Raw genomic sequence first — 14,196 nt, forward strand, 5'->3', positions numbered from 1 at the left:
GGGAACCGCCGATGATCGTCCTGTCCGATGCCGCGCTCGACGCGCTTCTCGCCCAGGACGTTCCCTACGGCGACCTGACCACCGACTCGCTGGGCATCGCCGCCGCTCCGGCGCGCATCCGCTTCGCGGCGCGCGGCGCCATGGTGCTGGCCGGGACCGAGGAAGCCGCCCGCCTGATCGAGAAGGCCGGCGGCACGGTGACCTTCGTCCGGCCCAGCGGCACGGCGGTGGAGGCCGGAACGCCCTTCCTGGATGGGCACGGCCCGGCGGGCGCCCTGCACCGCGGCTGGAAGGTGGCGCAAACCCTGGTCGAATACGCCTCCGGCATCGCCACCCGCGCCCGCCGCATCGTCGAGGCCGCGCCCGGCGTCACCGTCGCCTGCACCCGCAAGAATTTTCCCGGCGCGAAGGACCTGTCGGTCAAGGCGGTGCTGGCCGGCGGAGCGGTGATGCACCGGCTGGGCCTGTCGGAAACCATCCTGGTCTTCCCCGAACACCGCGTCTTCCTGTCCGGGTCGCCCGAGGCGTGGATCGCCGACCTGCGCCGCCGGGCGCCGGAGAAGAAGATCGTGGTCGAGGTCGACACGGTGGCGGACGCCATCGCCTTCGCCCGCGCCGGGGCCGACGTGTTGCAGTTGGAGAAGCGAACGCCGGAGGAGGCCCGCGCCGTGGTCGAGGCGACGCGCGGCCTGCCGCGCCCGCCGGTCGTCGCGGCGGCTGGTGGCGTGACGGAGGACAACGCGGCGGCCTACGCCGCCGCCGGCTGTCCGTTGCTGGTCACCACCGCCCCCTTCTTCGGGCGCCCGGCGGATGTGAAGGTGATTCTGGAACCGGCGTGAGCGCCGTTTCAGTCCCTCTCCCGTCTCGGGAGAGGGTGGCCCGAAGGGCCGGGTGAGGGGCGCGCGAGGATTAAGGCGCTGATTCTTGCAGCATGAAGGCGAATGGGTGCCCAGCGGTGCGGGTGGAGGATCTGTAAAGGGGCCTGCGAATGGCTCATCAGGGATGCTCATGATGCCCAGCCGCACCAGAAAGCGTTTTGCGCAAGAAAAGATCAAAAGTATCGCGTTAACAATAAGCTGTAACGCTTCAGGATGGTTGACACGTGAGTGCGATTCGCATACTTTCAATGTGCCGGGAGTGCGTCACTTAGCACGTCGGGGGTTAAGGCCCCCGCCCGGCGTCTCCAATTATTTACCGCCAGTTGGACTTCGGTGTTTTTATTACGCCGTAGCCATCAGGATTTCCATTTGGCCCCTGCCGAAGCGAATCTTTGATTAAGCCGAACCAGCGGTCATCCCCCTTCTCGTAATGCCGCCACACAGCACCAGCGACCAAATCTGAGAGTTGTATGCCAACGCTCATATGCGATGGGGCGATGAAAAGCCCCTCCACAAGGTTGCTGTACCGCGTAATGTGTTCGCCAGATGAATAAAGGAGCTTCTGGTGTTGCTGACGCAACCGCTTGTCGTCGCGCGGCCCTCGGTGGTCGCAGACGATAATGCCATTTTCCTTGCGACCGACCGTCTTGGACAAATCTTGCAAATAGTATTGAAAACGCTCAGTCGAGGTCTTGTAGGTGAGATGATACAGATCATCAGCGTTATTAACGCTGCGCATCTCAAAAGCAGCTTCGATTGATGTGACAGTGCAGATGATCCGTACGGATGCGCGCTTGGTGATAAGCCCAAAAAGCTCAGCCCTGAACTCATCACGTTCAGCCTGCGGACGTCCTTTCAGTGGGTTTGACGCATCATCGTTGTTCGGCGCGAAGTATCGCCATTTTATCTCCCCGCGAATGCGCCGGTTCTTTTTTAGGTTCGTCATCTCATCAGCAATTTCATGCCAAAGATTTGACGGTATGATTACGCCGCCGATTACAAAATAGCGTTGCTGTTTCGTCGGGCGCTGAGGGGCGGTGCCGCTTTCATCCATAAAATAGATCTGCATTCCCTTGCCCCTCCTGCGCCCCCATACACGCAGCATGCATTGGCGCATGCCCATGCCACCCATACGAGTAGGCAGGCGGACGCACGGCGAGTCAAGGTGTAACGCTGAGGCCCTTTCGTTTGGCAGGACTTGGCCAGTTCGGTACGGTCACGGAGGATCCTTGATGTTCTTATGGCCCCACCCTCCACGCAGTCCCCTTCCCCTCTCTAACCCGCTCTACCAGATCGGAGGCCTGTCAGGTGACGGCGTTGTGCACGAGCTTCCCGACAAACTGCACAGTGCGTGCGTCGGTCGCGTCGATGCCGTGGGCTTCCATGACCTTCGCGGCGATTTCCCGGACCTGCAAGGGCGCCGGGGCGACGCGCAGCACGTCCAGCACCATGCGGGACAGTTCGCCGGCCTTGAACCAGTCGTTGCGCTTCCTGACGGCCTTGGGCGCGATGAACTCCGGCTCCACCTCCGGGGCGTAGAGCCGCAACACGGCGTCGATGTGAACCAGATCGGCCCGGTGCTGGGCGACGCGCTTCTCAAGGTCCGCAATGATGCCTGAGACTTCCGCGCGCTTGGCCGTAAGCCCGCTGATAACGTAGGTGTCGCTCATGGCGCGTTTATGGTGCAGTGGTCAACCTCCGGGTATCTTACCGCTCCATAATACACTTATTGTGCGAAATTTTGGTGGCGTTTGCTCCATAATGCCGGATTCTTGGCGATACCCTCACCCTCCCGCCGCTCTGCGGCGGGTCCTCCCTATCCCGGTACGGGAGAGGGGAGTCTTCAGCGGTCGCGGTTCGGGGCGATCTGGTCGACGCGGTGGGCGAAATCGACGTCGGCCTGGGTCAGGCCGTCGGCGCTGCGGGTGCACAGGATGATTTCCACACGGCCCATATCGTTGAACCATTCCGGATGGTGGTTCAGCCGTTCCGCCAGCAGGGCGACCTGGCTCATGAACCCCCAGGCGGCGGGGAAGTCGGGGAAATGGTAGGTCTTGCGGATCGCGTCGCGCTCCAGCACCTCCGCCCAGCCGTGCAGTTCCTTCAGCGCGATCTGCCGCTTGGCGCCCACCAGCTTGTCCGACATTCCTTCCCCCCTTGTTGATTGACCACTGCAAGGCGTAACGGACACGGATCGATCGTGGATCAAATCGGTGTTCCGGTCCGTCTTCCGGTTTAGCGCCGCTTGGCCTGGGCGGCAAGCAACGCTACCTTCACCGGTATGATGCGCAAACCGGCACACACCCACACCGTTCCCCCCTCCACCCCCGACCTCGAGCGGATGGCCGAGGACGCGCTGGAGACGATTCCGCGGGAACTCCTGGCCCCGATCGCCAATCTGTCGATCCATGTCGAGGATTTCCCCGACGAGGAGACCGAGCGCGAGATGGAGCTGGAGAGCCCCTTCGACCTGCTCGGCCTTTACCGGGGCGTCGATATGACGCGGCAGAGCGTCGCCGACCTGCGCAGCGGGCCGGACATGATCTTCCTCTACCGCCGCCCGATCCTGGATTACTGGTGCGAGACCGGCGAGGACCTGTTCGCCATCGTCCGCCACGTCCTGATCCACGAGATCGGCCACCATTTCGGCATGTCGGACGAGGACATGGAGCGCATCGAGGCCATGGAGGGGTGAGTCACCCGTCCAGGGCCGCCGTGACGCGGCGGCGCAGCGCGGTCACCAGTTCCGCGTCGAACCAGGGGTTCTTCTTCAGCCAGGCGGTGTTGCGCCAGCTCGGGTGGGGCAAGGGCAGGAACTCCGGCAGGTAGTCCCGCCACGCCGCCACCGTGTCGGTCATCGTCCGTTGGCGGCGGTTTCCCAGGTAATGGGCCTGCGCGTAGCTGCCGACCAGCAGGGTCAGCCGCACCCCGGTCAGGGCGGCGCGCAGCGGCGGGTGCCAGAGCGGGGCGCATTCCGGGCGCGGCGGGTAGTCGCCGCCCTTCGGCGCCGTTCCGGGGTAGCAGAGCCCCATGGGGACGATGGCGATCCGGCTCTCGTCGTAGAAGGCGTCACGGTCCATGGCCAGCCACTGGCGCAGCCGGTCGCCGGACGGGTCGTTCCAGGGAATGCCGCTGGCGTGCACCCGCGCGCCCGGCGCCTGCCCGACGATCAGCAGGCGGGCGGACGGGCTGCCACGCAGCACCGGGCGGCAGCCGTGCGGCAGGACGGCCTCGCACAGCCGGCAGGCGCGGGCCTGCTCGAACAGATTCTTCAGATCGTCCGTCAAAGGCTCAGCAGCTCGGTCACGAAGGCCGGGACGATCTCGGTCGCCGGGCCGTTGACGGAGTCCGCGAACAGGCTGGCCCCCGCCGACGGCTCCAGGTTCAGCTCCAGCGTCAGGGCGCCGGCGTTGCGCGCCTCGGCCACGAAGCCGGCGGCGGGGTAGACGTTGCCGGAGGTGCCGATGGAGACGAACAGGTCGCAGGCGCCCAGCGCGCGGTAAATCCGCTCCATCTGGTAGGGCATCTCGCCGAACCACACCACGTCGGGGCGCATCCCGCCCTTGCGGGCGCAGGACGGGCAGACGTCCGTCACCGACAGGTCGCCGGTCCAGTGCTCCACCTTGTTCTGGCAGTGGCGGCAGAAGACCGCGTTCAGCTCTCCGTGCATGTGGATCAGCGTCTGCGACCCGGCGCGCTCGTGCAGGTCGTCGATGTTCTGGGTGACCAGCAGCAGCTCGCCCCGCCAGCGCCGCTCCAGCTCGGCCAATGCCCGATGGGCGGCGTTCGGCTGCACTGCGGGATCGCGCAGGCCGCGCCGCCGGTCGTTGTAGAAGCGGTGGACCAGCACCGGGTCGCGGGCGAAGCCCTCCGGCGTGGCGACGTCCTCCAGATCGACCTTGGCCCAGATGCCGTCGGCGCAGCGGAAGGTGTCCAGGCCGGATTCCTTGGAAATGCCGGCCCCGGTCAGAATGACGATGGAGTCGGTCGGCTTCAGATGGTTGGCGATGGTCGTGATGGCAAAAGTCATGGTGCCCTGGCGGGTTCGGGGAACGGCTGCTAGATCTCGGGTGCGGAGACCAGAGAGGAGGAGGCCGGGATGGTCAAGGTCCTGTTCGTGTGCACGGGCAACATCTGCCGGTCGCCCACCGCGGAAGGTGTGTTCCGCGACCGGGTTCGGCAAGCCGGTTTGGCGGGCCGCATCGGCACCGACTCGGCGGGCACCCACGGCTATCACGTGGGGGAAGCGCCCGACCCGCGCAGCCAGCGCGCCGCCAAGGCCAGGGGGGTGGACCTGTCGGACCTGCGCGCCCGCAAGGTGACCGCGGCGGACTTCGCCGACTTCGATTACATCCTGGCGATGGACGGCGGGCATCTGGCGCAGTTGCGGCGCATGGCCCCGCCGGACGGTCGGGCGACGGTCGCCCTGTTCCTCGACTACGCCCCCGACGCGTCGAAGCGCGAGGTGCCCGACCCCTATTACGGCGAGGGGCTGCATTTCACCGAGGTGCTGGACCTGTGCGAGGCCGGGGCCGAAGGGTTGTTGGAAACGATCCGACGGGACCGGTTGTAAACCGCGACCTTACCGCCACAGCGGTTTGCGCGCTTCGGTGACCGCGTCGTAGCGGCTGATGCCGATGTCCCGCAGTTCGCGGTCGGACAGGGACAGCAGGGCGTCGCGCTGGCGGCTCTGTTCGCGAAGATGGGCGATCCAGGCCAGCAGCCTGCGAAGGCGGCGGGCCGGTGGCGGCACGGTGCGGGGGAGGACGTGCAGCGTCATGGTGGCCTCCGGCGGTTGCGGTGATCACCAAGCATCGGGCCGTCCCTGCCGCTCCGGCAAACGGGACCTTTTCATCGTCGGGTGAGTGGATTTCACCCGAAGCGGCTCACCGCCCCGTGGCGAACTCCGCCCGCATCCAGGCGCGGAAGGCGGCGACCTCCGGGCGGCGCAGGCTGTCCTGGGCGGTGACCAGCCAATAGGCGCTTTTCGCGCGCAGGCGCGGCCCCATCACCTCGACCAGCCGGCCGGACTCCAGCTCCGGATCGACGGTCGGACGCCGCCCGATGATGACGCCCAGCCCGCGCACCGCGGCATCCACCGCCATGTGGATCGCGTCGAGCCGCAACCCGCGCCTCAGCCCGTCGTCCAGCGCCGACGGCGGCAGGCCCGCCGCCTCGGCCCAGGCGCTCCAGTCCTCCGACACGTCGGCGACGTGGAGCAGCGGGACGGTGGCGAGGTCGGCGGGGCAGGCGATGCGCGCCGCCAGGGCGGGGGCGGCCACCGGGACGAGGTCCTCCTCCATCAGCTTCAGCGCGGCCAGACCGGGCCAGTCGCCGCGGCCCAGCCGGATGCCGGCGTCGATGCCGTCGCGGGGGAACTCCACCACCCGGTGGGCGGTGTCCAGCGCCACCGTGATCGCCGGGTGACGCTCCTGGAAGGCGGGCAGGCGGGGAATCAGCCAGCGCAGGGCGAAGGTCGGGGCGGCGCTGACCGACAGCCGCCCGCTGGGGGCGCGGCCCGGCACGCTCTCCGTCGCCAGCGCCAGCGACTGCAGCGCGTCGCGCACGCGGGGCAGATAGGCGTGGCCGGCGGGAGTCAGCGACAGGCTGCGGTTGCCGCGCAGGAACAGCTCCACCCCCAGCCAGTCCTCCAGCGTCTGGATGCCGTGGCTGACCGCGCTGGGGGTCAGGTGCAGCTCTTCCGCCGCCGCCTTGAAGCTCTGGTGGCGGCCGGCGGCCTCGAACAGGCGCAGGGTGTTGAGGGGCGGCAGTCGGTAGGCCATGGCCTGCGCAGTCTCCGACAGGCCGCAAGGCCGCGCAAACAAAAAGCCCCGCCGGAGGGGCGGGGCTTTTCGATCGTCCGGGGACCGCTTGGCTCAGAGAGCCTCGTCGACCCACGTGAACAGGGCGGTCTTCGGCAGGGCGCCGATCTTGGTGGCGGCGACGTTGCCGTTCTTGAACAGCATCAGCGTCGGGATGCCGCGCACGCCGTACTTGGTCGGGGTGCCGGGGTTGTCGTCGATGTTCAGCTTGGCGACGGTGACCTTGCCGCCATATTCCTTGGCGAGGTCGTCGAGCGCGGGAGCAATCATCTTGCAGGGGCCGCACCACTCCGCCCAGAAATCGACCAGGACCGGACCGTCGGCCTTCAGCACGTCCTGCTCGAAGCTGTCGTCGGTGACCTTGATGGGATCGCTCATGTGACCTCTATGCCTGGGTTCAGGGGCACCGCCGCGCCGATTTTCCACCGGCGGCGGACCCATCCCTCATCGGTGGAATTTGCCAAAATGTATGACCGAGCCCCCTCACTGGTCAAGCCGGGGCGCGAATGCGGTCTCGTCAACCCAATCCGCCGCCCCGTGCAACGCGGCCGGGGGTGAAAAGTTCCAACGGCGGACCATCGCGCGCGCCTCACTCCGGAAGCTCCATCAGGGCCGGGGTGTCGGTCCACAGCAGGACGCAGCGCACCCGCTTCTCCGGATAGATGGCGCGCAGCGCCGCGCGGTAGGCCTCCATCTGGCGGACATAGACCGGCGGCACGTCCTCCGCCCGGACCGGCGGCGGGCGGTTGGTCTTGTAGTCGACGATCCACACCGCGTCCTCCTCGATCACCAGCCGGTCGACCCGGCCCGACAGGGCGCGCCCGGTCACCAGACCGACCACCTCCACCTCGGCGCGGGAATTGGGGCCGAACAGGCGGGAAAAGCGCGGGTCGGTCAGGACGCGCATCGTTTCGGATGCGATTTCATCCTGCCGCTCCGCCGTCAGATCGTGGCCGGGGCGGGCGAGGTAGCGGCGGGCGGCGGCCTCCCGCGCGTCGGGCGGCAGGTCGGGCAGGGTCTGCATCAGCCGGTGGATCAGCAGGCCGCGCTTGAAGCGCGCCCCGTCGTCCTCGCCCAGCGGCGAGCGCATCGCCGGCTCGTCCCCGTCGGGGCGGGAGGGGGTGAGGGGGCGCGACGGCTCCGGCTCCTCCGGCGCGGTGGCGGTCAGCCAGGGCGGGGCCTCCTGCGCCGCCAGCACGCGGCCAGCCCCGGCGCCGTCCGGCTTGGGAACGGCGGTCTGCGGGTCGGCCAGCCGCCAGCCCTCGCCGCTCCAGCCGTCCGGGCAGAGGGTGGAGAAGTCGAAGGGGTGCGGCACGCCGATCTCGCCCATTGCGGCCTCGACCAGCTTGTACCAGCAGGCCTCCGACGGCTCCTTCCTGCCCTGGTAGCCGCAGACGTACAGCCGGTCCTCCGCGCGGGTCAGCGCGACGTACAGCAGGCGCCTGTACTCCTGGTCGCGGCGGCGGTTGGCGCGGGCGCGCGCCTCGGCGCACAGCGCGTCCTCCTGCGAGCGGCGGGCGGCGAAGAGCGGTACGGCGCAGCCCTCGTCCGGCCAGAGGATCGGCGGACTCTGGGTCGGTGTGCCCAGCGTGTCGGGCAGGAAGACGATGGGGGCCTGGAGCCCCTTCGACCCGTGCACCGTCATGATGCGTACGCGTCCGCCGCCCTGCTCCAGCTCGCGCTTGATCTCCGCCTCGCTGGCCGCCAGCCAGGCCAGGAAATTCTGGAGAGAGGGCGGCTCGGTCTTCTCGAAGGCCAGGCATACGGCCAGGAACTCGTCCAGCGGGTCCTGGGCGTCGGGGCCGAGCCGCTTCAGGAGGGCGCGGCGGCCCGAGCCGCCTTCGTCGGCCGGGCAGGGGGCGGCGAGCAGCCCGGCGAGCAGCTCGTAGGGCGCCAGGAAGTCGGTGCGGGCGAGCTGGCCGCCCAGATAGCGGCGGGCCGGGCGGTAGGCCGGGTCGTCCTCCGCCTTCGCCACCAGCGCCCGCCACAGCGTGCCGCGCCGCCCGTTGGCGAGGTCGAACAGTTGGTCCTCATTCAGCCCGATCAGCGGCCCCTTGAGGACGGTGGCCAGCGTCAGGTCGTCTTCCGGCAGCAGCAGGAACTCGCAGAGCGCCATCAGATCCATGACCGCCAGCTGCTCGGTCAGCACCATGCGGTCGACACCGGCCACCGGAACGGCGCGGTCCTTGAGGGCGCGCACCAGCTCCGTCACGAAGGCGGTGCGGCGGCGGACCAGCACCATGACGTCGCCGGGCTGGATCGGGCGGCCCCGCGACTCGAGCGACTCGCCGCGTTCGGTCCAGTCGCGGATGGTGTCGGCGATGACCGCGGCCAGCCGGGCCGACGGCGAATCGGTGGCCTCGCGCTCCACCGGCGGCGCCCAGGCGGGCGGGTCGGCGGCCTCCGCCGGCTTCACCGGGGGCCACAGCTCGACCAGACCGGCATGGCCGCGGCGGAAGGCGCGGTGACGGATCACCGGGTTCGTTTCGGAAGCGACACCATCCTTGGCGCCGTCCAGCCCGAACACCGCGTCCACCGTTTGCAGCACGGTGGCGGTGGAGCGGAAGGAGATGTCCAGCGCCACGGCGTGCCAGTCGCGCTCGGCCGCCTTGGCGCGGGTCTGGAAATGGCGGCGCATCCGGGCGAATTCCGCGGGGTCGGCGCGCTGGAAGCTGAAGATCGACTGCTTCTCGTCGCCCACGGCGAAGACGGTGCGGGTCGTTTCGCCCCCGTCACGGGCGCTGAGGCCGGCGAAGAACTCCTCGGCGATGGAGCCGACGACCTGCCACTGCTCCGGGTTGGTGTCCTGCGCCTCGTCGATCAGGATGTGGTCCAGCCCGCCGTCCAGCTTGAACAGCACCCAGGGAACGGCGGGCACGCCGTCCTTGCCGCGCAGCAGGGCGTTGGCCGACAGGATCAGGTCGTCGTAGTCGAGCAGCGCCTTGGCCTTCTTCTTCGCCTCATAGGCGCTCAGAAGCGACTCGGCCAGGGTCAGCAGCGCGGTGGTGGAGGCCGCGACTCCGGCCGAGCGAACCCGTTTCATCAGCGAAACGAGCCGCTCCGCCTCGCGCTCCAGCGCCGTCAGGGCGGCGGGGAAGGCGGTTGCCGGCTTCTTGGTGATCAGGGTCTTGCGGGCCCCGCCCTCCGCCGTCAGGAAATGGCGGGCGTAGATCTGGAAGGCGCGCACCCGGCTGTCCGCGGCGTCGAGCCAGCTCTGGATGCCGACCCCGCGCTCCTCGTCGGTCTTGCTGCCGGTGGACAGAGCCCGGCAGGCGTCGCGCAGCCCCGGAACGTCGAAGGCGTGGTCGGCGCAGGCCTCGCGCAGGATGGCGGCCTCGGTGATGCCGGGCGGCACGCCCAGCGCCTCGTGAACCGCGTCCACCGCGCCATCCAGCCCATGGACGCTCTCGAACAGGCGCTGGATGCGCCCGCGCTCGCTGGCCAGTTCGGCCAGGATGTCGGCGAACTCCTCGGCGTTCAGCTCGGCGGTCAGGCGGGCCATCGCCTTGCCGAGCGGGCTGTCGGGCGCGGCGCGTCCGGCGTGCAGCACCTCGTCCCGCGCCTCGGTCAGCAGGCCGGCGGCGGTGCGCTCGTCCATCACCTCGAAATGCGGGGCGAGCCCGGCCTCCAGTGGGAAGCGGCGCAGCAGCGACTGGCAGAAGGCATGGATGGTCTGGATCTTCATGCCGCCCGGACAATCCACCACCTGGGCGAACAGCCGCCGGGCGATGGTGCGGGTCTCGGCGCTCGGCCGCTCGCCGCAGAGGTCGTAGAGCCGATCCTCCAGCCCCTCATCGGGCAGGGTCGCCCAGATGCCCAGCGTGCGGTTGATGCGGATGGACATCTCCGCCGCCGCCGCCTTGGTGAAGGTCAGGCAAAGGATGCGCGCCGGCGCGGTGCCGGACAGCATCAGCCGCAGCACGCGGTCGGTCAGCACCTTCGTCTTGCCGGACCCGGCGGAGGCGCCCACCCACACCGACGACAGCGGGTCGGAGGCGAGGCGCTGCGCGACGTTGGGGTCCAGCGGCAGGTCGCGGACGGGGAAGTCGAGGACGGTCATGGGCGGGTCGTACGGTGTGGGGCGGTTTGGTGCTTTGCCCCCACCCTCCCGCTTCGCGGGTCCCTCCCTCCCCCGCTGCGCAGGGGAGGGCCAGAATCCCCCTCCCCTGCGCAGCGGGGGAGGGTTGGGGTGGGGGCAAGGGTCACCCCATCACCAACCCGCCATCCACATACAGCACCTGCCCCGTCATGAAGCGGCTCCAGCCGGACGCCAGGAACAGCACCGGGCCGGTGACGTCCTCCGGCGTGGCGATGCGGCGCAGCGGGGTCTGGGCGACGATGGCGTCCTTCACGTCCTCCTTCGTCGTCCGGCTGGCGTCGGTGGGGTAGACCAGCCCCGGCGCCACGCAGTTGACGCGGATGCCCAGCGGCCCCAGCTCCGCCGCCAGATTGCGGCTGAAGCCGACCAGCGCCGCCTTGGCCGTCGTGTAGTCGTGATAGGGCACGGTTGGCCGGGCGACGAGGTCGGTCGCCATGTTCACGATGCTGCCGCCCGGCCGCCGCCGCATCACCGGCAACACCGCCCGGCAGACGTTGTAGGTGCCGAGCAGCGCCCCATCCACCTGCCCCCGGTAGTCCGCCCACTCGGTGTCCCAGAACAGCGTGCGCTTCTCCGGGTCGAAGGCGTAGGGGCGGAAGGCGTTGTTCACCACCACGTCGATCTTGCCGAACTCCTCCGCCGTGCGCTCCACCATGCGGTTCACCGCCTCGGCGTCGGTAACGTCGGCCTGCACCGCCCAGGCGTCGCCGCCGGCCTCCCGGCAGGCCGCCGCCACCGCCTCCGCGGCGTCCGCGTTGCTCAGGTAGTTGACGGCCACCGCCGCCCCCTCCGCCGCGAAGGCCTTGGCGATGGCGGCGCCGATGCCGCGGCTGGCGCCGGTGACGAGGACGGTCTTGTCGCGGAAATCCATGGCGGGTTTAAGCCTTCCTCACTCGGGGATCAGGTCGGACCGGACCAGCTTGGACATGTCGAGGTCCGTCCCGATCAGGCCGAGCTGCTTGAAGGTGTCCGCCCCCTTCTGCATCAGGTCCGGGTCGAAGTGGCCGAGGCCCTTGGCCTTGGTCGTCTCCGACACGCTGGAGGCGTTGCGCAGCTTGATGATGGCGAGGTTGGTGGCCTCGTCGCGGCCGTTGATGGCGCGGGTCACGGCGAGACGGGCGGCCTCCTCCGGCTCGGCGATCATCCAGGCGGCGCTGTCGCGGTAGGCGGCGAGGAAGCGCTTCAGAACGTCGGCCTTCGTCCGGTAGGTCTCCTCCGTCACCACGAAGATGTCGGAGGGCAGGTTCAGCGTGTCCTTGACCTCGATGACGTTGATGTCCTTCAGCCCCTTCTGCATCCCGACATGCAGGCCGGTGTCGGTCGCCGCGGTGGCGTCCACCTGCCCCTGGATGACGGGGGCGAAGTTCAGCAGGCCGGTCACCTCGATGGTCACGTCCTTCTCGCTCAGCCCCACCTGATGCAGCAGCACCTGGAGGTTCTGGCGAGTGCCGCTGGACAGGCTGTAGACGCCGATGCGCTTGCCCTTGAGGTCTTCGGGCTTGGTGATGTTGCGCTCCTTCGGCGACACCACGTTGAAGACGTTCTGCGGGTAGATGTTGTAGATGGCGATCAGCTTCTCGCCCTTGTCGAGCGCCAGATAGAAGGAGGCCGGGTCGGTGAAGGCCACGTCGGCCTGACCGGTCAGCATGTTCTGGATGGCCGAGCCGCCGCCGGTCCCCGGCACATAGCCGAGATCGATCCCCTTGGCCCTGAAGAAGCCCTTGTCCGGCTCGGCCAGCAGGTTGGTGATCTCGCTGATCGGCTGGCTCCAGCCCGCCACGGTCACCGTGTCGAGCGCCAGCGCGGGGGAGGACAGGAGCAGGGCGGAAACGGCGACGGCACCCAAAGTACGCAGGAACCCGAACATCGTGTGATTATCCTTTCCACGGACGGCGCAGCAGCCACCGCTCAAACCCGGCGGCGGCCTGATAAACGATCATGCCCAGCAGCGTGATGACGATGAACAGGGCGAACATCATGGTCGAATCCATCATCCCCTGCGCCGCGATGATCGAGGCGCCCAGCCCTTGCCGGCCGCCGATGAACTCACCGACGACGGCGCCGACCAGCGCCAGCACCACGGCGACGCGCAGGCCCGCCAGGATCACCGGCAGGCCGGAGGGAATCTTCAGGCGCAGCAGGGTTTGCAGGCGCGTCGCCCGCAGCATCCGGAACAGCTCCCGCTTGTTGGGATCGACCTGCTGAAGGCCGGTCATGGTGTTTTCCAGAAGCGGGAAGAAGCAGATCAGAGCCGTGATGACGACGGTGGAGGTCATGCCGAAGCCGAACCAGACGATGAACAGCGGCCCCAGCGCCAGCTTCGGCACCACCTGGCTGGCCAGGATGTAGGGGTAGAACAGGCGGCGCAGCATCGGCACCTCGGCCAGCAGCACCCCGGCGAGGAAGCCGACGGTGCAGCCGGCGGCGAGGCCCATCGCCATCTCCGCCGTGGTGACCCACAGATGCGGCAGCAGATAGCCGCCGGCCAGCCCGTCCCACAGCGTGCGCAGCACCGCCGACGGCAGCGGCACGACCAGCGCCGACACCCCCGCCATCCGGCAATAGACCTCCCACCCCGCCAGCAGCAGGACGAGCAGCAGGGCGGAGGCGGCACGGACCATCACGACGCGCGCTCCAACGCCACGTCGGACTTCGAGCCGTCCATGGCATGGCGCAGCTCCAGGCACAGGGCGTTGAAGCGCGGGCTGTAGCGCACGTCGCGCCCGCGCGGGCGGGCCAGCGGCACCGGCAGGGCGTGGCGCAAGCGTCCGCCCTCCATCACCGCCACCCGGTCGGCCAGATAGACCGCCTCCGCGATGTCGTGGGTGACGAACAGCACGGTGGTGCGGTGGCGGGCGCAGAGCTTCAAGAGGTCGTTCTGCAACTCCTCCCGCGTGATGGCGTCGAGCGCGGCGAAGGGCTCGTCGAGCAGGAGCAGCGGCGGCTCGGTGACCAGCGCGCGGGCCAGCGCGACGCGGCTCTGCTGCCCACCCGACAACTGGCTGGGATAGCGCTCTTCGAGCCCGGTCAGGCCGACGAGGTCCAGCAGTTCCTCCGCCTTGCGGCGGTCCGCCGGCCGCGGGCGGCGCTCCAGCGACACCGGCAGCAGCAGGTTGTCGAGCACCGTGCGCCACTCCAGCAGTGTCGGCGCCTGGAAGACGAAGCCGACCTGGGCGCCCGGCCCCCGCACCGGCTGCCCCTGGATGCGGACGGTTCCGGTCGAGGGGGCCAGCAGCCCGGCGACCAGCTTCAGCAGGGTCGTCTTGCCGCAACCGCTGCGCCCGACCAGGGCGTGGAACTCGCCCTCCCCGATGGTCCAGTCGATGCGGTCCAGGATGGTGCCGCCGCTCGGGACGCCGTAGCCGGCCTGCTCGATGCTGACGAAGCTCATGGCCGG

16 protein-coding genes are annotated in these 14,196 nt (G+C 69.0%); 3 read left to right on the forward strand and 13 right to left on the reverse strand.

The features are described 5' to 3' along the window. Positions 1-11 precede the first annotated feature (11 nt). Positions 12-839: a ModD protein gene (modD, locus tag DXK32_RS07235; protein WP_114857889.1), complete on the forward strand. Its 828-nt coding sequence runs from the start codon at positions 12-14 to the stop codon at positions 837-839. A gap of 352 nt (positions 840-1,191) precedes the next feature. Here modD and DXK32_RS07240 read toward each other — a convergent pair whose 3' ends face one another. The 3 genes from DXK32_RS07240 to DXK32_RS07250 form a co-directional block, all read right to left on the reverse strand. Next, a complete protein-coding gene (locus tag DXK32_RS07240) occupies positions 1,192-1,947 on the reverse strand; it encodes a DUF3800 domain-containing protein (protein WP_162801111.1) in 756 nt (251 codons plus the stop codon). A 235-nt stretch (positions 1,948-2,182) separates the two neighbouring features. After that, on the reverse strand, positions 2,183-2,548 hold the full coding sequence (locus tag DXK32_RS07245; RefSeq protein ID WP_114857891.1) for a hypothetical protein: 366 nt from the start codon (positions 2,546-2,548) through the stop codon (positions 2,183-2,185). 173 nt (positions 2,549-2,721) lie between these two features. After that, the gene (locus tag DXK32_RS07250) at positions 2,722-3,024 is read right to left on the reverse strand and encodes a 4a-hydroxytetrahydrobiopterin dehydratase (RefSeq protein ID WP_114857892.1); all 303 of its coding nucleotides are present in this window, start codon (positions 3,022-3,024) and stop codon (positions 2,722-2,724) included. 135 nt (positions 3,025-3,159) lie between these two features. Between DXK32_RS07250 and DXK32_RS07255 the strand changes: the two genes are divergently transcribed. Then, a complete protein-coding gene (locus tag DXK32_RS07255) occupies positions 3,160-3,573 on the forward strand; it encodes a metallopeptidase family protein (protein ID WP_247877020.1) in 414 nt (137 codons plus the stop codon). Position 3,574: 1 nt separating this feature from the next. Here DXK32_RS07255 and DXK32_RS07260 read toward each other — a convergent pair whose 3' ends face one another. Both DXK32_RS07260 and cobB read right to left on the reverse strand, forming a co-directional pair. Next, positions 3,575-4,165, reverse strand: coding sequence for a uracil-DNA glycosylase family protein (locus DXK32_RS07260; protein WP_114857894.1), 591 nt, complete (start codon positions 4,163-4,165; stop codon positions 3,575-3,577). Further along, positions 4,162-4,908: a Sir2 family NAD+-dependent deacetylase gene (cobB, locus tag DXK32_RS07265; RefSeq protein ID WP_114857895.1), complete on the reverse strand. Its 747-nt coding sequence runs from the start codon at positions 4,906-4,908 to the stop codon at positions 4,162-4,164. Before cobB ends, DXK32_RS07260 begins: the two co-directional genes overlap by 4 nt. A 69-nt stretch (positions 4,909-4,977) precedes the next feature. Between cobB and DXK32_RS07270 the strand changes: the two genes are divergently transcribed. Then, complete coding sequence (locus DXK32_RS07270; protein WP_114857896.1) at positions 4,978-5,451, forward strand: low molecular weight protein-tyrosine-phosphatase; 474 nt, start codon at positions 4,978-4,980, stop codon at positions 5,449-5,451. Positions 5,452-5,460: 9 nt separating this feature from the next. On the opposite strand, the gene DXK32_RS07275 is transcribed toward DXK32_RS07270, so the two are convergent. The 8 genes from DXK32_RS07275 to DXK32_RS07310 form a co-directional block, all read right to left on the reverse strand. Next, on the reverse strand, positions 5,461-5,658 hold the full coding sequence (locus tag DXK32_RS07275) for a DUF1127 domain-containing protein (RefSeq protein ID WP_114857897.1): 198 nt from the start codon (positions 5,656-5,658) through the stop codon (positions 5,461-5,463). 106 nt (positions 5,659-5,764) lie between these two features. Beyond that, positions 5,765-6,661 carry a transcriptional regulator GcvA gene (gene gcvA, locus DXK32_RS07280; RefSeq protein WP_114857898.1) on the reverse strand — a complete coding sequence of 299 codons (897 nt, stop codon included), beginning with the start codon at positions 6,659-6,661 and terminating at the stop codon, positions 5,765-5,767. A 93-nt stretch (positions 6,662-6,754) separates the two neighbouring features. Further along, a complete protein-coding gene (gene trxA / locus DXK32_RS07285) occupies positions 6,755-7,078 on the reverse strand; it encodes a thioredoxin TrxA (protein WP_014238663.1) in 324 nt (107 codons plus the stop codon). A 211-nt stretch (positions 7,079-7,289) separates the two neighbouring features. Continuing rightward, the gene (gene addA, locus DXK32_RS07290) at positions 7,290-10,760 is read right to left on the reverse strand and encodes a double-strand break repair helicase AddA (protein WP_114857899.1); all 3,471 of its coding nucleotides are present in this window, start codon (positions 10,758-10,760) and stop codon (positions 7,290-7,292) included. 142 nt (positions 10,761-10,902) lie between these two features. Next, a complete protein-coding gene (locus DXK32_RS07295) occupies positions 10,903-11,670 on the reverse strand; it encodes a 3-oxoacyl-ACP reductase (RefSeq protein WP_114857900.1) in 768 nt (255 codons plus the stop codon). A gap of 18 nt (positions 11,671-11,688) precedes the next feature. Next, positions 11,689-12,666: an ABC transporter substrate-binding protein gene (locus DXK32_RS07300; RefSeq protein ID WP_114857901.1), complete on the reverse strand. Its 978-nt coding sequence runs from the start codon at positions 12,664-12,666 to the stop codon at positions 11,689-11,691. 7 nt (positions 12,667-12,673) lie between these two features. Continuing rightward, positions 12,674-13,420, reverse strand: a complete 747-nt coding sequence (locus DXK32_RS07305; protein ID WP_114857902.1) for an ABC transporter permease — start codon at positions 13,418-13,420, stop codon at positions 12,674-12,676. Continuing rightward, positions 13,420-14,190, reverse strand: a complete 771-nt coding sequence (locus DXK32_RS07310) for an ABC transporter ATP-binding protein (RefSeq protein WP_247877021.1) — start codon at positions 14,188-14,190, stop codon at positions 13,420-13,422. Before DXK32_RS07310 ends, DXK32_RS07305 begins: the two co-directional genes overlap by 1 nt. Between the last annotated feature and the right edge of the window lie 6 nt (positions 14,191-14,196).

The sequence above is a fragment of the Azospirillum brasilense genome (assembly GCF_003349955.1).
Lineage (GTDB): Bacteria > Pseudomonadota > Alphaproteobacteria > Azospirillales > Azospirillaceae > Azospirillum > Azospirillum brasilense_B.